The organism is Vibrio astriarenae (assembly GCF_010587385.1).
In the GTDB taxonomy this organism is placed as follows: Bacteria; Pseudomonadota; Gammaproteobacteria; order Enterobacterales; family Vibrionaceae; genus Vibrio; species Vibrio astriarenae.
Genome location: NZ_CP047476.1, coordinates 379459 through 399455, shown reverse-complemented (window position 1 = coordinate 399455; position 19997 = coordinate 379459). Strand labels below are relative to the sequence as shown.

The 19997-nt window shown below is 43.2% G+C and carries 21 protein-coding genes and 1 riboswitch; of the genes, 8 read left to right on the top strand and 13 right to left on the bottom strand.

The window, feature by feature from the left end:
• The first annotated feature begins 157 nt into the window (after positions 1-157).
• Positions 158-1315, top strand: a complete 1158-nt coding sequence (locus tag GT360_RS16280; protein ID WP_164651130.1) for a winged helix-turn-helix domain-containing protein — start codon at positions 158-160, stop codon at positions 1313-1315.
• Between the two features lie 35 nt (positions 1316-1350).
• On the opposite strand, the gene GT360_RS16275 is transcribed toward GT360_RS16280, so the two are convergent.
• Positions 1351-1998 (bottom strand): DsbA family oxidoreductase, encoded by a 648-nt coding sequence (locus GT360_RS16275; protein ID WP_164650020.1) that lies wholly within the window; start codon positions 1996-1998, stop codon positions 1351-1353.
• A gap of 151 nt (positions 1999-2149) precedes the next feature.
• Here GT360_RS16275 and GT360_RS16270 point away from each other — a divergent pair, with 151 nt between their 5' ends.
• Positions 2150-2824 (top strand): haloacid dehalogenase type II, encoded by a 675-nt coding sequence (locus tag GT360_RS16270; protein WP_164650019.1) that lies wholly within the window; start codon positions 2150-2152, stop codon positions 2822-2824.
• A gap of 146 nt (positions 2825-2970) precedes the next feature.
• On the opposite strand, the gene GT360_RS16265 is transcribed toward GT360_RS16270, so the two are convergent.
• Together GT360_RS16265 and GT360_RS16260 are read right to left on the bottom strand one after the other, a co-directional pair.
• A complete protein-coding gene (locus tag GT360_RS16265; protein WP_164650018.1) occupies positions 2971-3747 on the bottom strand; it encodes a hypothetical protein in 777 nt (258 codons plus the stop codon).
• 89 nt (positions 3748-3836) lie between these two features.
• On the bottom strand, positions 3837-4898 hold the full coding sequence (locus GT360_RS16260) for a linear amide C-N hydrolase (protein ID WP_164650017.1): 1062 nt from the start codon (positions 4896-4898) through the stop codon (positions 3837-3839).
• A gap of 118 nt (positions 4899-5016) precedes the next feature.
• On the opposite strand from GT360_RS16260, the gene GT360_RS16255 reads away from it, so the two are divergent.
• On the top strand, positions 5017-5913 hold the full coding sequence (locus tag GT360_RS16255; RefSeq protein WP_164650016.1) for a LysR family transcriptional regulator: 897 nt from the start codon (positions 5017-5019) through the stop codon (positions 5911-5913).
• 74 nt (positions 5914-5987) lie between these two features.
• Here the strand turns inward: GT360_RS16255 and GT360_RS16250 are convergent, their stop codons facing one another.
• Both GT360_RS16250 and GT360_RS16245 read right to left on the bottom strand, forming a co-directional pair.
• Positions 5988-6536 carry a carboxymuconolactone decarboxylase family protein gene (locus GT360_RS16250; RefSeq protein WP_164650015.1) on the bottom strand — a complete coding sequence of 183 codons (549 nt, stop codon included), beginning with the start codon at positions 6534-6536 and terminating at the stop codon, positions 5988-5990.
• A 58-nt stretch (positions 6537-6594) separates the two neighbouring features.
• Positions 6595-6846, bottom strand: coding sequence for a DUF2798 domain-containing protein (locus tag GT360_RS16245; RefSeq protein ID WP_164650014.1), 252 nt, complete (start codon positions 6844-6846; stop codon positions 6595-6597).
• Between the two features lie 117 nt (positions 6847-6963).
• Here GT360_RS16245 and GT360_RS16240 point away from each other — a divergent pair, with 117 nt between their 5' ends.
• Positions 6964-7884: a LysR family transcriptional regulator gene (locus GT360_RS16240; protein WP_164650013.1), complete on the top strand. Its 921-nt coding sequence runs from the start codon at positions 6964-6966 to the stop codon at positions 7882-7884.
• 75 nt (positions 7885-7959) lie between these two features.
• Here GT360_RS16240 and GT360_RS16235 read toward each other — a convergent pair whose 3' ends face one another.
• The 6 genes from GT360_RS16235 to GT360_RS16210 form a co-directional block, all read right to left on the bottom strand.
• Positions 7960-8475, bottom strand: a complete 516-nt coding sequence (locus tag GT360_RS16235) for a hypothetical protein (protein ID WP_164650012.1) — start codon at positions 8473-8475, stop codon at positions 7960-7962.
• A gap of 201 nt (positions 8476-8676) precedes the next feature.
• The gene (locus tag GT360_RS16230; RefSeq protein WP_164650011.1) at positions 8677-10539 is read right to left on the bottom strand and encodes a response regulator; all 1863 of its coding nucleotides are present in this window, start codon (positions 10537-10539) and stop codon (positions 8677-8679) included.
• Complete coding sequence (locus GT360_RS16225) at positions 10539-12890, bottom strand: ATP-binding protein (RefSeq protein WP_164650010.1); 2352 nt, start codon at positions 12888-12890, stop codon at positions 10539-10541. The genes GT360_RS16230 and GT360_RS16225 overlap by 1 nt, the downstream gene beginning before the upstream one ends.
• Positions 12883-13989 carry a cytochrome-c peroxidase gene (locus GT360_RS16220; RefSeq protein WP_239502678.1) on the bottom strand — a complete coding sequence of 369 codons (1107 nt, stop codon included), beginning with the start codon at positions 13987-13989 and terminating at the stop codon, positions 12883-12885. The genes GT360_RS16225 and GT360_RS16220 overlap by 8 nt, the downstream gene beginning before the upstream one ends.
• Before the next feature lie 259 nt (positions 13990-14248).
• Positions 14249-14680, bottom strand: a complete 432-nt coding sequence (locus tag GT360_RS16215; RefSeq protein ID WP_164650009.1) for a GNAT family N-acetyltransferase — start codon at positions 14678-14680, stop codon at positions 14249-14251.
• A gap of 109 nt (positions 14681-14789) precedes the next feature.
• Entirely contained in the window at positions 14790-15257 is a 468-nt protein-coding gene (locus tag GT360_RS16210; RefSeq protein WP_164650008.1) for a P-loop nucleotide/nucleoside kinase family protein, read from the bottom strand.
• A 421-nt stretch (positions 15258-15678) separates the two neighbouring features.
• On the opposite strand from GT360_RS16210, the gene GT360_RS16205 reads away from it, so the two are divergent.
• From GT360_RS16205 to GT360_RS16190, 4 genes are all read left to right on the top strand, one after another.
• A complete protein-coding gene (locus GT360_RS16205; protein ID WP_164650007.1) occupies positions 15679-16065 on the top strand; it encodes a hypothetical protein in 387 nt (128 codons plus the stop codon).
• Positions 16066-16197: 132 nt separating this feature from the next.
• Positions 16198-16340, top strand: a riboswitch (FMN riboswitch).
• 100 nt (positions 16341-16440) lie between these two features.
• Positions 16441-17097, top strand: coding sequence for a 3,4-dihydroxy-2-butanone-4-phosphate synthase (gene ribB, locus GT360_RS16200; RefSeq protein WP_164650006.1), 657 nt, complete (start codon positions 16441-16443; stop codon positions 17095-17097).
• Between the two features lie 103 nt (positions 17098-17200).
• Entirely contained in the window at positions 17201-17647 is a 447-nt protein-coding gene (locus tag GT360_RS16195) for a hypothetical protein (protein WP_164650005.1), read from the top strand.
• Positions 17648-17861: 214 nt separating this feature from the next.
• Entirely contained in the window at positions 17862-18683 is an 822-nt protein-coding gene (locus GT360_RS16190; protein ID WP_164650004.1) for a phosphate ABC transporter substrate-binding protein, read from the top strand.
• A gap of 84 nt (positions 18684-18767) precedes the next feature.
• On the opposite strand, the gene GT360_RS16185 is transcribed toward GT360_RS16190, so the two are convergent.
• Together GT360_RS16185 and GT360_RS16180 are read right to left on the bottom strand one after the other, a co-directional pair.
• On the bottom strand, positions 18768-19181 hold the full coding sequence (locus GT360_RS16185; RefSeq protein WP_164650003.1) for a VF530 family protein: 414 nt from the start codon (positions 19179-19181) through the stop codon (positions 18768-18770).
• A gap of 200 nt (positions 19182-19381) precedes the next feature.
• A complete protein-coding gene (locus GT360_RS16180) occupies positions 19382-19921 on the bottom strand; it encodes a redoxin domain-containing protein (protein WP_164650002.1) in 540 nt (179 codons plus the stop codon).
• Between the last annotated feature and the right edge of the window lie 76 nt (positions 19922-19997).

The following is a 19997-nucleotide window of genomic DNA, read 5'->3' as shown; positions in this document are numbered from 1 at the left end:
GGGCATCAATGCATCATAAAACTATGAATAAAAGAGATAGATAGAGTACCTCTAGTAGTAGTTACAAAACTCCACATCAACCTAAGCTTGGGCTGTTAAATATCATCATTTAAACTGGATATTATGATTATTCAGGTGTGCCTACGAGATCACTATGATTCAGAGTCTTTCATTGCCAGAAGCGCAAAAACTAGTACTACTGTCGCAAGGCTTACTTTCCCAAGAGTTGAAAGGTCAAGCTTACCAACGCACGCTGCAGGCAATGTCGAACTTGGGCTATGTGCAGATTGATACAATCTCGGTTGTTCAGCGGGCGCACCACCATACACTTTGGAGCCGAAATCCAAAGTATCAGTTAGACCATTTAGACAAAATGCTGAGAGATAAGCATATCTACGAGTATTGGTCACATGCGGCTTCCTTTCTATCGATGAAAGACTTCCGATTCTCTCTGCCACGTAAACAGGCGATTAAATCCGGTCAGCAAAAACACTGGTTTCGTAAAGACAAACAACTCATGAGGACGATTCTTGGTCGCATAACCTCTGAGGGGCCATTGATGGCGAAGGATTTCGAATCTGAGGTAACAAAAACGACGGGATGGGAAAGTAAACCCACCAAGCAGGCGCTGGAAATGCTCTACATGCAAGGGGATTTAATGATCTCTGAGCGTCGCAATTTCCACAAAGTGTATGACATTACCGAGCGTGTATTACCAAGCTCTGTGGATACCTCATTGCCGACTGTGAATGAGCATGCTCGATTTTTGATTCAAGAATACATAGACAAGCACGGACTCGGACAGCTCAAGGAAATAACGTACTTGCTCAAAGATGTGAAAACCACCGTCAAAATCGCACTCAATGAAATGCTTGAAGAAGGAGAAGTCGTTGAAGTGAGCGCAGGTAATGAGCGCTATTACACTACGAACCAAACGCTCTCGTTATTGAACTGCAAACTTAAACGCAAACAAGCGAAGATACTTTCGCCCTTTGATAACTTCCTCATTCAACGAGCACGAATTAAGCACCTATTCAACTTCGATTACCTGTTAGAATGCTATACACCCGTTGCCAAGCGTCAATATGGTTATTTCTGCTTACCGATACTTTGGAGTGGAAAACTGGTTGGTCGGGTTGATTGTAAAGCCCACAGGTCAGCGTCAAGGTTAGAAGTGGTCTCGTTACACCTTGAGTTATCACACAAAGACAGCGAAGCGTTTAGAGAGGCTTTTCATCTGGAACTGGAGCGCTTTGCTCGCTTCAATCAAGTTGACACCATAAACGATTATCAAGACGCCATTTATTACAAATAGACTAAGGACGCTTTTCGAATAAGCGCCCTATTTGATTACTGTTTGGCTATCAACTCTTGAAGGATCTGCTTGTAAGACTCCTGTGGATGAGCGCCTGTCACCGCGCTTTCACGATTGAATACCACCGTTGGAACACCACTGATGCCCATTTGATGCCATTGAGCCTCGGTTGATCGGATTTCTTCCTTCAAGCTTTCGTTAGCTAAAGCTTCAGTCGCCCCCTGCACATCGATACCGACAGCTTGTACTTCGCTGAGCAACACCTCACGGTCAGAGATATCTTTGTGTTCGGTAAAAAATGCGGAGAATAAGCGTAGTTTGAGTTCAGTCTGTAAACCCAAGCTCTTCGCATATTCGAGAAGTACATGCGCATCAAACGTATTCACCATCTTCATCTCTTCAAAATAGTCAAATTTGAAGCCATATTCAGCACCGCGCTGTGCAATCTCAGTACGCGCTCGATCACTGTCTTCGCGCGACGCGCCATACTTGCGCGCAACGTGTGCTCGTAAGTTTTCTCCTTCAACAGGCATATCCGGATTTAGCTCGAATGGTTGCCACTCGATTTCAACCTGCTCTTGCAAGTCTAACTCCTTGATAGCGGCTTCTAAATGCTTATAGCCGACAACACACCAAGGACATACGACATCTGAAATGATGTCTAACTTTATCTTTTTAATCATAATTATTATCCAACTTTTAAGGGTCACCTCAATAGTGACGACTTGTACTTTCTAACTTGAATATCTGAACTATAATCACGACTGAACGATCGTTCAAGTAGTTACTTAATGGTAACTTTAATTGGTATTTGCAAGCAGTGGGAGTGACTTAATGTCAGGACAAACCGTTCTTTTTGATATCAATGAGACTGTACTCGATTTAAGTGTATTAAAACCTAAGTTCCAACAATACATGGGAAGTGATGACTACATAGCTACTTGGTTTGCTATGTTACTTCACTCATCGACAGTGTGTTTAATTACAAACACTCACACAGACTTTAAAAGTCTGGGTTTATCTGCACTGGAGTCGTTAGCTGGACGTTTAGGAAAACGCCTATCCAATCAAGATTATCAGGATATCTTGAGCACATTTGCTCACTTACCTGCACATCCCGACATAGAACCTGCTCTTGTGCTTCTGCGCGAGGCTGGATTTAGAGTCGTGGCTTTTTCTAACTCCTCTTCTGATCTTCTCAAAGCTCAACTTAGCAATTCTGGGCTACTAACCCATTTCGACCATATCATTTCTACAGAGCAAGCAAGCACTTTCAAGCCTGCACAAGTGGCATACCAATTTGCATTAGAATTACTTCAAGAACCAGCCAGCTCGGCTCGGCTGGTAGCAGCGCATGATTGGGATACGCATGGTGCTTTGTACGCAGGGTTAAAGGCCGCCTACGTTAACCGCTTTAACACGACGTACAACACGCACTATTTACACCCAGATATTCGAGGTGAAGATATGCTTGAAGTGACACGTAAGATTATTTCGGCTCGAGTTTAAAATGAAGAAGCCAAAAAGGCCGCACAACGCTAAACATATCGGACACGCGCTGAACGGCAAAATGGGAAGAGTAAGGGCTATGTCGTTTTCAAAAGGCAATCATGGGTGCCGTCTGCTTTAGAAAGGAATTGTATTAAGACATAGCCTTAGAAGAAGTATCTTATCCCTGCATAAACATCAGAGCTCGACTGATCGCTGAGTGTTGTTCCTGACACTTTAAGGCTTGAATTATCCAACTCTAAACGCGTGTTAATCCACCACTTCCTATCGCTAGTTAGCGGCGCATTAAGAATAATTTTAGTCGCGACACTCGCCGATTCGACCATACTGCCACTCAGCTTTCTGTATTCAGGCCAAAGCATGAGAAAAGCACCACTGTCGCTGACAGGAATCGATGCTGCGATAGACAGGTTAAGTCCATCCACATCATCCTTTTGGCCATTAATATCAAATTGACCGAAGACATAGCTTGCTAATGGAAACAGCATGAATCCTGGCGTGTACTGCGGATTCACAGCGGCAACACCGCCTAATGCCAGTAAGTCTGATTTTAAACCAGAGGCTCGTACATTAATGTAATCCGCTGACAGGCCTGCTCTGGGCATCATATTGAAACCCGTATCCGCAACTTGAAAATACTGAAAGCGAGATGAACCATACTCCAATCCAAATTCATTGTCTGAATTGTCGCCAACTTTGCCAAATTTTGCTTCAGCTAGAAGGGCAAACTGATGGCCGTTGTCATAACCGCCAGAAACCATGCCAACGGGCATTACGTTACTGTTGCCACTAACCATAACTGCGGCTTGGGTGTAAACCTTGGTCAAATCAGAGGGATCAATTTCTTTATCTGTTGTTTCCGAAAGTACGTTAAAAGAGAAAAGTGATAACGAAAGAAGAGGAATACTATATTTTGATGACATTATTGATATCCAAAATAGGAGGCAAATTCGCCTCCTAGTGAGATGCATTTGATTGTTTAAACAATGAATAAAGCAGACGCTTTGCTCACTTAATTTGTCGCGTAGTGCGCCATCACACCTTCTGTGTTTGTAAAGCGTTGAGTAACATCACCGAAAAGATCCGCTTTATCTGCAGCTAGGCTATAGTTCTTGCCATCATTCAGCTGGTCAAAATCAACATAGAAATGGGTGTAAGCATCACCGAACTGGTAGCGAACCTGCATCACTTGTTGGTCTAGGTTATAACCCACAGAGTAAATTGTTGCGTATCCGCGCATTACTCCTTCTGCATCCGGGCGATTTGCCGCATCCAATGGGATTTTGTAAGTCACACTATCAATCTTCGCAAGACCGTTCGTATAACTTGTCGGCTCTTTTAACTGCGACTTCATGAACTTGTTCCACACAAAGCGATGCGCTGAGTTGATGTTACCCAAGATTGGATACTCTCCATCGACGACATCTTGAGAGTTTGGTTTTGCTGCGTTCCAGTTTGCTAAATGCTCTTCAAAAGTTGGGCTGTTGGTCATCACGTCGTATTGCTTACCGTGATAAACCTTCCACTCACCATCCAAGAACTCAAGAATCGCAGAATCACCGCTCTTATCTTGAATTGAGTAGTGACCACGCATCGAGTGACCATTGTGTTCAAAACGTTGAATCTCAATGTCATGAATGTTTTCAAGTGCTTCTTCTACCGTTGCAAAACTATCAAGCAGGTAGGCGACAAAAACTGCGTTTGAGATTTGCGCTGCTTCGCCTTCTAAATTACCCGTAGACTCCTCATCTAAGAAAAGCCCGTTTGCTGAGAAGCCAACTTCGTTAAATCCATCTACGATACCGACACCATAGAGTGTCATACCAATTGATGCGTATTTTGACGTCCAGGTCTTGCCTTGTTCAGAGCCGTGCCCTTTATAGCTTTGACCAGCATGACGTACTTCAACAGTCGGTTGATTCTCTTCCATCCAATCCATGGTTCGACTCACAAATACCCCATGGTTTTCGGTTTCCCACAAGATTCGTGAACACGCCTCGGCTGGAGCTACAATAGTAGAAGATGTAAGTGCCGCAATTAAAGCCATCATCGTCTTATTTTTACTAGTTATCATGATATTTACCTTATAAACAGTGTCGTTTCGAAAGTAATTTATACATTTACTCTTCACTTCCAAAACCAGTTATGTTGTATAATTTGCAACATACCGACTATTGTTCTGGAGTATTTCTATGCCAAGAGCATCATTTGACCAACTCAGCGCCTTTGTTGCAGTCGCTGATGAAGGATCATTTAGCAAAGCCGCTAGAAAACTAAAAAAAGACCGCTCAACATTACATCGACAAGTCTCAGATCTTGAGATTGATTGGGGTTTAACGCTATTTGAGAGAGAGGGGAAATTCCCAAAGCTAACCGAGCAGGGAGAAAGTTTAGTTCGCTCATCAAGACTGATCATTTATCAAATGGAAGCACTTGAAACCGCAACCGATAGTTTGCACCTCGGGGATAAAACCAAAATCACAATTTGCTATGACTCATCGATTCCGAGTCTGGCAATACAGCAAATGGATAAAGTCATTCGCTCCAAGCACCCAATGACCGTTATCAATTGGCTATTAAGGAGTCGTAATCAAGGAATCGATCTGTTTATGGAGGGGACCGCTGATTTCTCCATTACTATCAATCAGGGAGCACTCCACCCAGACACAGGCCTTAGCTTTATTAACCTTGGCTATCCCAAGTACAATTATTACGCTCACAAAAGCTCTCCACTGGCAAAAAGCCATCGGCTCTCTATGGCAGAGCTACAACTTCACCGCCAGTTTGTACTCGAAAATTTAGAGCAGTCTGGTTTTGGTCAACAAACAAAAATTTCCTCACAAACCAGCTCTGTCAGTGATCCTATGACATTGCTCAATCTCCTTGAGTTAGAGGGGTATAGTTTGCTGCCAACCTATATGGTTGAACAATCAGGAAAAGACCTAGTGCCTCTAGATTTAGATTTTGCGCTACAGTCAGGACGGTTTGGTTATGTATTGCTTCATCCTTCCTGTGCCGTGAAAAAGCAATGGCAACAAGATGTCATCGATACTGTGGGAGATTGGTTTAAAGAATTTTGTCGTGATTAATTGTGGGTAAAGAAATCGTAGCGCCATAAAAACATGGCGCTACGAAAGTGAATGTATCAAAAAGAATGAAGATCTTATTTTGACCAAGCAAACTTCTGGAACACAGAATCAACTGGCGTTTTAGCGACATGATTTACATAGTTACTAATCACTTTTTGCGATAGGCCTAGAATCACTTCGAGAACTTGTTGCTGACCATAGCCCGCATCGAAAAAAGCATTCATCGTTTCTTCGGAAACATTACCACGCTCTCGAACTATCGCTAGAGTAAAATCCTTCAATGCCTGAAGTTTTGGTGTTGGCATCGCTTCGTCATTGCGTAGCGCTTCAGTAAGCGCTGGGTCAACCTTCATTGAGTGAGCAATTCCAGTATGCGCAGGAACACAATAATGACATTCATGCTCGACATTTATCGTTTGCCACACAACCGTTAACTCTTCTGCATCAAATGACGTAATCGTGAATAGTTGATGGAGTTGTGTATAAGCTTTTAGTGTCTCCGGTGATTCTGCCATTACTGCATACAATCCGGGAATCATGCCCATCTGTTTTTGCGCTCCTTCAAGGATTGCTTTGCTTTTCTCTGGTGCTGTATCAACTGTGTGTAATGTAAATTTTCTCATTCTTGATTTCCTCATTGACTGATCTGGTTCGTGTAATCGGTTATCTGCACAACCAAAATTAAGAAACTGATTTAACTTCAGGCTCTACTAGTACTCTAGTCACAAATAGGCGAACCGTTGGTGCGACGATGGCCAACAGTAATAACGCTGATGGCACCATCTGAGATACGGCATTGACCCAAGCATCAAAGAACTCACCATCAACAGGCAGTGTCTTTGACACCATAATCGCTGGCATACTCAATAGCATGGTAGGTAGAACCATTGACACCATTAGTGGGTATTGAAATTTACGTGGAAACTTTTTCATGACTGACTCCGTTTGACTAGTCTATGTGGTTATTCTAGGCTTGCTTTTAACAGTCAAAAATAGACAACATTGAATTTGAATCATTCATAAATGAAAGGTTGTCCTTGTGGAACGACAATGAAAGCCAAAGACATCTCAAACCTATATTTATTTTGCCAATCTGTAGAGTGTGGTGGCTTTGCTGCTGCAAGCTTAGTTACGCATGTCTCTGCTCCGACTCTCTCGCGAGCAGTCGCCAGCCTAGAAGATAAACTAGGAGAAAAACTGGTACACCGAAATGCTAAGCACTTTCAGCTCACTACAGCGGGGGACGAGTATTACCATCGCTTTGCAGATTTATTCTCTCAACTCAATGATGAATGGACACAGCTGTCGAATAGTCAGCCTGTGCTTACAGGCGAAATTAGAGTTTCATGCCCTGAACCTTTTGCGGATAATTTCTTACAAAAGATGGCCATCGAGTTTATGGATACTCATCCAGAAGTATCAGTGACGATTAACTTTAGCGCAGGAACAGAACGTTTTTTTGATGAACAGATTGACTTGGCGATTGTGACCAGTCCCCCACACGCTAATCATCTTGTACAACGACAACTTTTCGAATCGCCTTTGCTAATGGCGGCAGCACCGAGTTATTTGCAAAAGCATGGCACGCCAACATCGGCCGAGGATTTACTTTCGCACCGATTGCTTTCTGGTAATAACCTACCTTATTGGGAGCTCAAGGAAAAAGAAAAATCCATTCGTATTCCCTATCAACCACGCTATTCCATCAGTAGTCTTCGGCTAAATGTCGATGCAACGCTATCAGGCGCGGGTATTTGCATGATGCCAAAAGCGCTCTTTGATAACCGAGCTGAAAACGGGGAGCTAGTTGAAGTTTTACCAGATGTACAATGCCCTTCGGGTAAGGCCTATCTCGTTTGGGCTGATAGAAAGTTGATTTCGGCGAGAGTGGTTGCATTTAGAGATATGATCTTTGAACGTTTCGGCCAAAGCTCAGAGTTTCTAGCCTCTATCAACATTGAACATAATTGACCACGATTAAAAAGTACAACGCAAAAAGGCCGACTCACAGAAAAGTAAGTCGGCCCTTTCATATCAAGATTATGTTTAGCGACGGCGTTGATATAGGAATGCATTCAACCAAGCAAGTCCAAGAATAATTAATGTCATGACTGGTGGTTTTGATTGCAATGGTAGCACCTCAGCGGGCACACTCGGTAGCAGATGCACATAGACTGCCACCAACATGATGACTGTTGTCAATAAAGTCGATAGCTGCATCACTCTATCAATAACCGATTTAGAAAGCGTACTTTGGCCAATCATCACTAATAGTAAAAGCGTACCTGCAGCCATCTCTCCTAACTGTCCTGCCCAACGTGAAAGTGTTGGAAAAGGAAGTTCACTCAACGCAATTTGTGTTGTGAACATTGTCGTAAACGGGTCAAAAAACTTCACTGTGCCGGCCATAAGCATAAATGCTCCAAGCAAACCGGTTAGTATTTTTTGTACTTTCGTTCCCAAATCATCTGCTTTGTCATAAGTGCGAATCAGAAAATAACCAGTGATGACTAGCATAGAACCAATTAATGAAAGCTCTAGAAGAAGTTGTGATGTGCTCATTTCGATACCTTTGATTGTGAATCATTTGATGAAGGTATCTTAGCGGTAACACTAGAGTTCAAAAATAGACAACATTAATTGTTATGCGTGCGAAAATGCAAGATTATCGCTCTGCTTGCTCTATATAGTATGAGCACTCAACCTAGAGTAGCCGGTTAGAGAGTTGTACCGCCCAGTAAGTCATTCAAGTCGTAGTATTTTCTATGCTGTAATCTCTTGCTCTTCATTCAGGGCGTTAGTTATTGCTGTTTCAAGTGTATTCTTCTTAATCGGCTTGTAAATAACATCACTTGCGCCGTTTTCAAAGAAAGCACTTCGAGCTTCAGAGCCCGTGTCAGCAGTGCATGCGATAATGACCGAGTTAATACCTTTATCTTTAATTACCTTAGTCGCATCAAGCCCAGTCATGTTCGGCATATGGTTATCCATCATAATTAAGTCGTAACGTTTTTTTGTGGCCATTTCTACGGCTTGTTGACCATCCACCGCGACATCTAACGACTCGTAACCAAGGGACTTGAGCAGTTTGGTTAGCACAATGACGTTCACTTTATTGTCTTCGGCAATCAGTACTTTTTTCACGCCATCATCTTTTGGCAGACTCGCAGCAATAATGTCGTAAGTCTGAACCAATTCGATACGGCTGTTTTCTCCATCATCAAAAATAGACACCTTACCTTCCGCTGCTTTAAGAGATTCAATGATAATTTCATAGCCCGTGGCTAAAGCAACGTCCATCGCTTGTATCGAACTCTCTTTCGTCGCTCTAATCCGATCGATCAATTGAGCCGTCGCACCAGCATCACTGAAGGTGAGCTCAAAGCTACAGGCCAAACGCTCATCAACAACCTTGGTGTCAATTGCAAACGTAATTTCCCTCGCTTGTTTATGAGATAACGCAAACAACGCCATGTAAACAAGTGCACGCTCGATACAAGCTTTGTCACCTTTCAACTTAACACCTTCAGATCTGGGCATTTTTCCAATAGTAAAAGGCAGGTCATTTGCTTCTACTAAAGTGGCTAATCTGTTCGTCGTTGTTGAAATACTCTCATTAGCGTCAAATGTTTCTATCGTTTCTAGTACTTCGCCTTGGGCAATAATTGAAAGATCTGAAATCGCTTTGGTTGTAATCGATAGAGACTCACTCGCTAGGCGCAACTGATGAGACATTACCTTACACTCATCAGCATCGTTAACGCCATTCATATTGTCGGCGAGAGTCAGTAAGTTAGCAATCGGCTGCGTCAACTCCTGTGACATCAAGGACAACAAGTGGCTACGCTGTTCACTTCCTTGAACCGCACTGTGTTTGTCTTCAGCTAACTTTAGCTCCAACTCTTTTCTTTCAGTAATATCTCTCTCTACAGCTATAAATCGATCTGCTTGGCCCTCTTCTATTACGGGAGATATCGCGATATCAATCCAATATGGCGTTCCATTTTTGTGATAGTTAACTATCTCACTTTGAATCGGCTGACCTGATTTAATCGCATCGGATAAGCGTTTAATTTCTGATATAGAGGTGAGCTTTCCCTGCAACATATCTCCGGGTTTCTTCCCTTCGACCTCTGCAAGTGTATACCCAGATAGATCCTCAAAACCTTTATTCACCCATTGGACCAATCCTTGTTTGTCCGTGATAACGATGGCGTCTTTGGCATACTCAGCCACCATCCCCAACGTGGATCGATAATTGGATTGGTGTAAGTCCAATTCTAATTGCTTAATTCGCTGTACTCGTTCTTGGAGAACAAGAGAGACAATAGCAACCGCCCAAATCGCATAGATGGCTAGGACTCGATTGAAAACGACCTTCCAAACATCACTACCTACTGGTGACATGTAATAGCCAACCAAGGTAAGTACCGTACAAATCGTCGCCCAAATAATGGTTTGGTTTTGATTCTTCGAAGCTAAAGAGGCTAGTATGACTGTGACATACGGCACCCCTGCAGCCACCCCAAGTGGAATCGTTAAATCGAGTAAGAAGATTCCCACCGACAATAGTACTAACCAAATCGTGAGATGTACTCGCTTTAAAAACGCCATGATTATATTCATTACAACGATTCCTTTTGAGCTTCCACTGCCACATTGCGTTCTAAAATTCTTTCCGCTTGATGTATATTCACGAGCAATAAATTGACTAACAATTGCAACTCCTCCATCGGTGGAATAGTGCCACCTCGAGAAACAACCTCACACTTTTCAGCTCGATGAGAGACATCGCTCAATCCAAACTCAGCGGTGATCCCTTTGATTGAATGCAGTACATTAAACAAGGAACCTGTTGACTCAGATCGGTACGCTTCAATGAGCTTCTCAACATTTTGCTCGATTTCTTCCACAAAAGTTTTGAGTAAGTCGGTTTTCATCTCTTCTTCAAGCGTATCTCCATTTAACAGTTCAGAGGTTGATATCTCTTCTTCCGTTAAAGGTAAAGACTCTATGGGTGAGCGTGTTAGGCTCACTACATTTGACTCTTTGGGATAGTCACCCATAATCACAGATGTGTGTCTAGCAATAGCGCGTCGCAGGCTGTCTAACTGCAAAGGCTTGGTAAGAACAAAGTTTGCCCCAGCAGCAATAAATTCGTCATGCGCTTCTTTGAATACATCGCCCGTGCAAGCAAATATGCAGGTTTTTAGTTTCAGCCCTTGTCTTATCTGCCTGATAGCTTCTACACCATTCATTTTTGGCATGTGATTATCCATGACGATGAGGTCAACATGGTTTCCTTTCAGAAAATCAATGGCTTCACTACCATCGTAGACATGTGTTACCTGATAGCCTTCAGTTTCACAAAATGATTTAAAGAACAATGCACTGACATTATTGTCCTCGACAACCAACACATGAAGTCCAGTTGAAGAATCAGGCTTTACTGATGTCTCTTTTCCCGTATCCAAGTCCTCAAATTCAAGTTCTGATTTTAAGATTTGAACGGGCATCGATAACTTAATGGTAAACTCTGTTCCTACATCTGGTTGACTAAAGACATCGACAGAGCCTCCCATTAAGTCGACCAACTGTTTAACTATCGATAACCCTAACCCCGTACCACCAAACTTCCTTGTGGTTGACAACTCCGCTTGTTCGAAGGCATTAAAGATCCTATCAAGTTTATCTCTTTCAATGCCAACACCAGTATCGGTGACTTTAATTTCTAAGTTGTGCTTTTGATGCATGACGTATTGGATGTTCAAATCCACCTGTCCATGCTCAGTGAACTTAATGCCATTACCAATCAAATTGAAGAGAATCTGTCTCAGTCTTGCAGCGTCACCTATGAGCTCAACGTTTTCGGGAACTTGGTTAACAATATTCAGGTCGATTTGTTTGTTTAACGCCAATGGCTTTAATGCACTTTCGATACTGTCGACAACATTACTCACACCAAATGCCACGGCTTCAAGCTTGAGCTTGTCTTGTTCCATTTTTGAAAAGTCGAGAAGGTCATTAAGTAAAGTGACTAAATGCTCTCCAGAATTAATGATGGTTTGAGCATTTTTTTTGGTCTCCAATTCAGTGGTCTGTTCTTTTATTAGTTGCGCTACTCCGAGCACACCGTTCATTGGGGTTCTTAGTTCATGGCTCATAGTGGCGAGAAATAGTGATTTCGAATTGCTTGCCTGCTCTGCTTTCTCAACTGATTCTTGGTAAGCAATACTATTTCTCTTCAACTCTTTTGCTCGATGCCAGCCCATCAAACCGAGAATAGAAAAAACCAGCAATATAGATACAAAAAGTAACGCTGCGACTCTATCTCTTACGACAGTAGTTAAGTCTGTCAAAATATGCTCTGCATGCTCAACGAAGCCCACGTTTGTTCCGGATAGTACGATAGAGAAAAGGAGCTTCTCCTGTTCAACAAGTCCACTAAAAGTAAGAGATAAGCGTTCCAAATCCGGACTAACGGACGAGCTGCTATCAAAACTAGCGAGTATATGTTCAACGGCCACACCCTTACTTGCTTCGTGACTAGAGCCTTGGACTGTTTTTGCTTGGATACTTGAGAGAACTGAATTTCTTGCGACGATAACTCCAACGATATGATCCAGTGCATCAGTGACTTCAAGCGCTGAATCATGAAAATCTGTCAGGGCATTATTTATGTCCAGCTGATGAAAAAACACACCCTCAAGCTTGTTGTCTTTGTAGAGTTTTTCAATCTTATGGACTTCTCGCTCAATAGAAACCAACTGCCTATTAAGTTGATATGGAGCATCCAACCCATTAATCGAGCTGAGAGTAATTTCATCACGTATTTCTACGATGTCGTGGCCTAAATGACTCACAAGCTCTCGATAGTGACTGATGCTCTTATGCTCAACATAGTGAAGCCACAATAAAGACAAAGTCACAATCATAGTCGCCAACAAAGCACCAATAGAAAGATAGAATTTATTCATTCTCAAGCCTCTCCAAAATAGTCGGGCGATCACCAGTGAGTGTCATTAAAAATGATTTGATATCAACAATGGTCTCTTGATCTAACTCTCGTCCCAGCTGACTTCGGCCCATGATTTTTATCGCATCATCTAGAGATTGCGTTTTCCCATCGTGAAAGTAAGGGGCCGTTTCAGCGACATTTCGTAAACTGGCGACCCGAAATAAGTGCCGGTCTTTAGGTTTGGAGGTGGTTGAAAATCTTCCTAGGTCGTTGCTGCGTTCTGCCCCTGTCTTGTCTTGGCCAAAGTAACCAAATTGCATCACCATACCGCCACCCACATTTGCTCCCTGATGGCAAGCAATGCAACCTTCGGCTTGAAAAGCTTCCCAACCTCGTTTAGCAGCGTTGTTGATTGCCAGCTCGTCCCCCATTAGATAGCGATCAAACGGAGCGTTCGGTGTGGTCAAAGCATTTTCAAACTCGACTATTGAACCGACGATGTTATCAACGGATATATCTAAGCCTGCGGTGGAAAACATCTCTCGGTAAGCAGAAGAGTCATTAACATACGCTTTTATTTCCTCCCATGACGAATCCATCTCAACAGGATTATGCACCGGGCCATCGAGTTGCTCTTCCAGAGTATTCACACGGCCATCCCAAAAGAAACGATAGTTGTAGACAGCATTGAATACCGTGAGAGAGTTTCTTTCACCTAAACCCTCGACACCAACAGAAACTGGAATCAATTCTGCTCCATTGGTTTGTAAGTTATGGCAAGTCTCACAACTCACTTGATTGTTGGAAGATAGATTGGGGTCCTTGAATAATGTCCAGCCTATTTTTGCTTTAGCGTAGTCGATATTATCTAGGTCAAGGATTGGTTGTATTGGAGAGTTAGGGTCAACAAACGCGGAAACTGGTGGGGCGGTTGAGTGATCATCGTGAACAACACTGGACGCCTCTTGATGATGGTGTTGATGTGCATCAAGGGCATCATCATGGCTGGCAACAACGCTGTGATCATGCTCTAAAGACCTAAAGCCTTCGAACACTAATATCCCTACTGCGCCTATCATCACGGCCGAACAGCCCAAAATCAGCTTCCTGTTTGTCATAGTGAACACTCATATAACACTCCTTTTCATTAATTTAGGAAAGTTTTGAACGATATCAATTCACAAGACGTATAATCTAGATATTTATCATTTGATAGCGAAATACCATCAAAATACGAAAGGACTAAATAAAACGATGCAACGTGACAGTCTTTACGAGACTCAATATCCCGTCTCATCATTCTACAAATACGGAAACGCCCAAAGTTATTAGCTTTGGGCGTTTCTTCTATCAAACTTGCTTACGACAAGCCGAGCGTTATAGTGTCATATGCAGAATTGGAAAGGGTTTTCCCATATCATCAATGGGTGAACGAGAAACGACTTTAAAACCCATATGTTTGTAAAAACCAGCTGCTTGCGGGTTTTGTTCGTTTACATCGACCTCCATTGCGCCTAACTGCTGGATAGCATATCTCAACAGCACTTTGCCTACACCTCTTCCTCTTGCCTCACTTGAGATGAACAGCATTTCAACTTTTGCCTCGTGAACTCCCACGAAACCAACGATCGAACCGCTTTCATCTTTTACGCATTTTAGCGTGACAGCTGGGAAGGCCTGCTCAATGATAATGGGTTTAAAAAACTCTATATCTTCTTCTGTTATGAAGTCATGAGTTGCTCGGACCGAATTTTCCCAAACATCCAGCATTTCTGCGTAATGTTCAGGAAGCACATTTTCTACAATCATTGTATTTTCTCTATATTGACTGAAACTCATGTGCAGCCGCGAGCCGCAACTTTAACCCACCCTGTTATTGAATGTCCAACATTAGAGAGGAAGTCAGAATAGTTGCAAGTTAAACCCAAGTGCACTCTTCATCTTTCTCTGGTGCTTCAAACCATGACCAAAACAGTTCTAGCATATCAGGGGTCATCTCATAGGACTTTTCTCCGCGAACATCGTTGCGAGCAAAAGCGCGTGACTTGCATGTTTCAAAATCAACATTGAGATAGACCATTTCATAGTCTACCCCTCTTTGTTTAGCCCATGCCCTCGCCTGATCGCGCTTTTCGCGGTTCCAATATCCATAATCGAACACCACAGGAACGCCCAACTCCAATAGTCGTTCAGCAGACTGATCAAACAAACTGGTTAATGCTGACATTCTCGCATCGAACACTTCTCGTTCCATGTGCTCGCCAAATAGTGGGATCATCCACTCATCTGGGGTAAAGCAAAACGCATTAATGTCTCGAGTCAACTTAGCCGCATAGGTCGACTTTCCGGCGCCAATAAAACCACAGATAAAATAAATTTTGCTCATGTAATCCTTCACTCTTACAGCTTGACCTATCTATAGGTATAGGGTTGAAAATGCGCCCTCACTCACACAGAGGTCGTCATGCTAAATCGTTCTTCCTTATCCAATATCCGAATAACAATGTGTTTTAAAACATCACCTTGGATCACTACGCTGAGTAGATTACCAAACACGGTCAAAGGTGTCTCATGTGTACTTATCTGAAGACCCTGAACTGTGAAGGTCAACATCTAAACGATGCGAAAGATGAAACAGTAGAAGTGTTTCAAAACAAAGACTTTTGACGTTTGTCATCAAACACAACTATATTTTTCACATTCCCCTTCTAACCTATATTACATAAGATGCATAAAACGCACGTAATTAACGGCTAGAAACATTTGAAAAAGTCATATGGTGTGGCTTTGTAAATTGGGGACCGATTATGAATACGTTGAATGCTGAACTTTCACCACTGAACCAACTTCTTGATGATATTTTTGCAACCAACTTTCTCGACCCCATTGATGATTCGCAAGCGGCGCACAATATCAAACGCCTCCTAGGGGACATTGACAGCCAGTTAATCCACCTCAACACCATTCGCCACGACTTCAAGCAAAGCTCCGGCCCCAACTCCCTCCATAGAACGACTTTACGCGCCAGCAACAAACGGACAAGACTTTGCCTAGAGTCCCTCAGAGTCCAATTCGAGCTACTTACTCAACGCTCAATGACCTACGATGAGAGATATACTGACGAGGTGATGACACTTCGCCATCGTGTCGGTGATTTGCGTGTCGCCTTGTGTGCGATTACCCGAAACGAATAATCCCACTACTCATCACAAACAAATTCTAATTTGAATCAATACTCTATTGTATTCGAAACAATTCTCGATAAAATAGTTGTGCGTTTGCCTTTTGTCAGCGCATAACCTGCAATTCACTTTGAATTCGCATAATTTTATTCTCAGGGCGGGGCGAAATTCCCCACCGGCGGTAAATCTATTCATAGATGAGCCCGCGAGCGCTCGACTCGTCGAGGTCAGCAGATCTGGTGAGAAACCAGAGCCGACGGTTACAGTCCGGATGAGAGAGAATGAATAGACGCGTTAACTTTATCGAAGTTGATGCAATTTTCGTTTGTCTGGCATTTTGCCAGAGCTCGCACATGCCCTGATTCTGGTATTTATTTGGAGTACACCATGAATCAGTCATCACTACTTGCCGAATTTGGCGACCCAATTACTCGCGTTAACACAGCACTTGAGGCTTTAAAAGAAGGCCGCGGTGTTCTACTTCTTGACGATGAAGATCGTGAGAATGAAGGCGATATCATCTATTCCGTTGAGTCTCTGACTAACCAACAGATGGCTTTAATGATCCGTGAATGCAGTGGCATTGTTTGCCTATGCGTGCCGGAAGAGCAAGCGGATAAGCTTGAGTTAACGCCGATGGTTGAGAACAACAACAGCGCGAACCAAACTGCTTTTACCGTCTCTATTGAAGCTAAAGTTGGCGTGACGACTGGCGTTTCAGCGCAAGATCGCGTAACAACCATCAAAACTGCAGCAAACCCTAATGCGAAAGCTTCTGATCTTGCTCGTCCAGGACACGTATTCCCGCTTCGAGCTCGCAAAGGGGGTGTTTTAGCTCGCCGTGGCCACACCGAGGGCACGATTGATCTCATGCGTATGGCAGGGTTGCAACCTGCGGGCGTTTTGTGTGAGCTCACCAACCCAGATGGCACTATGAGCAAAACCCCAGAAATTGTCGCGTTTGGTAAGCTACATAACATGCCAGTTCTGACAATTGAGGACATGGTGCTTTATCTTGAGCAGCATGAGCTAAAACTCGCTTAATTACGCTACGAGAAGGCTATCGGTCGTTCATTCACCGATAGCCTATCGCACTATCACGTCCATTCCGCTACTATGTCCCCTTCTCTTGTAATACTTCGATATCATGCACAATAAAGAACAACTGCGAACCGAGCTTCTAGAAATCCTTTCCACTCAACGCCAAAATGCGTTGGATGCGGCGGATACCGCCCATGATCTTGCTACGCATGAACAGAGTGTTGCAGAAACACAATACGATACGGTTGGGCTTGAGGCCGCGTACTTAGCTCATGGCCAATCGCAACGTGTGGCTGAATTCGATATGACCATTAATCGCCTCAAGGCTCTGCCGCTTATTGATTTCAACGAAGAAGATGAGATCAAACTGGGTGCGATTGTCACGCTCTCAGACGGCATGACTTGCTGGTTTTTACCTGTATGTGGTGGCTACAAACTTGCTAACGATTGTGTGGTTGTTATCACTCCTCGATCTCCACTAGGGCAAATGCTTGATGGTGCGGAGATTGAAGAAGTGTTACAAGATGGCAGAGAAATCACCAGCATCGCTTAACGCAAGATAATTTAAAAGCCCACCATTCCAAAAAAACTCGCATCTGGGTCAGCTAACCCGTCCTGTAGCACGAACAGCTCACTAAACCTCATTTTGATCAATGCTATAAGTTGATCCATGTCAATCTATAACCACTCTTTTTCATCTGACTTCTTTTCGTCACATTCAATCGATAAGTTACATTTTGAAACACAACAACACACATGGAAATCTTATGAAAAAGAATTTTATCACTGCACTAGTGGCTATTTCGTCTATCACATTTACTGGTGCTTCATTGGCTCAAGATACTATCTCTGCTGTTGGCTCTAGTTCGGTAACGCCATTAATGGAAACATTCGGCGAGGTGTATTCTAAAGCTCATCCGGAAATCTTCGTTGAAGTGCAAGGCCCTGGTTCAAGTGCTGGTGTTAAAGCAGCAAAATCAAACACCGCTGACCTTGGCATGGCTTCTCGTGAACTAAAAGATTCAGAAAAAGAGCCAGAGCTAGTAGCAAAAGTTATTGCTCGCGATGGTATCGCTGTTGTGGTTAATCCAAACAATGAAGTGAAAGAATTGACTTCACAGCAGATCCAAGAGATCTACAAAGGTGAGATTAAAAACTGGAAAGAAGTGGGTGGCGCTGATAAACCAATCGTAGCGATTACCCGTGACACAGCATCGGGCACTCGCGGTGCATTTGAAGACATCATGGACCTGAAACAAAAAGTAAATGGCCAAAAAGTGTCTGCTATTTCACAACACGCGCAAGTAGCAAATGGAAACGGTGCATTGAAAACATCAGTCGCTTCGAACCCATACGCTATTGGCTATATCTCTTTAGGAACGGTTGACCAATCCGTTAAAGCACTCGCTGTTGATAAAACAGAGGCGACAATTAGCAATGTTAAAAACGGCAGCTACAAAGTCGCTCGCCCATTTTTAGTGCTATACAAAGGCCAACCTAACGCTCGTACCACTGAGTTCCTTCAATGGATGGAAAGTAAAGAAGCTCAACAACTTGTCGATGAAAAAGGCTATATTTCAATTCACTAATAGTTAGTCTCATCACGACACTTTTCATGAACTTAAGAAAAAGAGGCTTCGGCCTCTTTATTTCTTTAGCTGGGATGGAACCGCTTAACGCCGAGATGGACGACCGCGAGAAGAGCGCTCTTTGAAAGCAGAAGCTGCCTTTGCTTGTGACTTCAAAATAGAGTCTACCGTTAGCTCCATTGGCTCTTTGGACTGCAAACCATGAGGAAAGGTTCGTGCACGCGGTGCTAAGTCATACTCTTCTGCTGAAGCGCGTGGCATACGCTTAAAGCGATACAGATAAAAGTTCTCTACCTTCTCACGTGCCCAATCTGTCTTTTTCAGATATTTCACGCTGCTCGCAATTGATGGGTTAGTATGGAAGCAGTTGAACCTCATTGCCGCATCAAGAATATCCCAGCCGTAAAAATCCACCAGCTCTTTGAGCAAGGTCTCTAGTTTCAATCCATGTAGTGGATTGTTCTGCTGAAGCTCAATTCTTTCTTCATCTGTCATCATAACGAGTTCCTGATTGTCTGACTGGCACTAACGGTGAGATTAAAACAAGTCGTGAGTATGTGTAAGCACTATAGCAACTAGACGTATCAAGCGCCTAAATATAGCAAAGGGGCTGGATTCTATCAGATAGAATGCCAACCCCCTACTCAGAATTTTATCTTTAGATATCCGCTTTGGATATGACTTCAAGATAGCATTGCCTAGTAATCCAGCGTTCCGCGAATTGGGTAGTGATTATTTGGGTCACGAATCCATGATAGGCCACGTGTTAGGGCTCCTAGCTCGGGTCTCACAAATGGATTGTTCGAGATATCAACCACATGAACATTACCGTGCTCGTTGACAACAAATAGGCCTGGCTCGGCAAAGTTATGATCGGTTTCCTGCTCAGAACGCGGAATAGAGATATACAGCCCCAGCTCTTTCATCTGCTCTTCCGACAATCCGTAAGCTATCGGAAAACTGATATCCACTTTTTCTAAATGCTTCTCTAGCTGATGTTTGGCATCACCAGACACCGCTAAGATATCCACGCCGGCATCAGCGAACGCTTGTTTGTAGCTCTCAATTTCGTTGAGGTACTTAGTGCACAGTGGGCAATGTCTGCCACGATAAACAAAGACTGCCTGCCAAGTTGCCTCTCCTTGGGGTTTGCCTAGCGTAACACTTGAACCATCAAGCAAAGTTGCTGTCATTGCTGGGAACGAATCACCCGCTTTAAGTTTCACTGAATGTGCCATTTTTATTCCTCATCCTGTCGGTTTAGAGTAAATATATGCACAGAATCTCGACCTTTCAAGCAGTTAACTTTTAGTA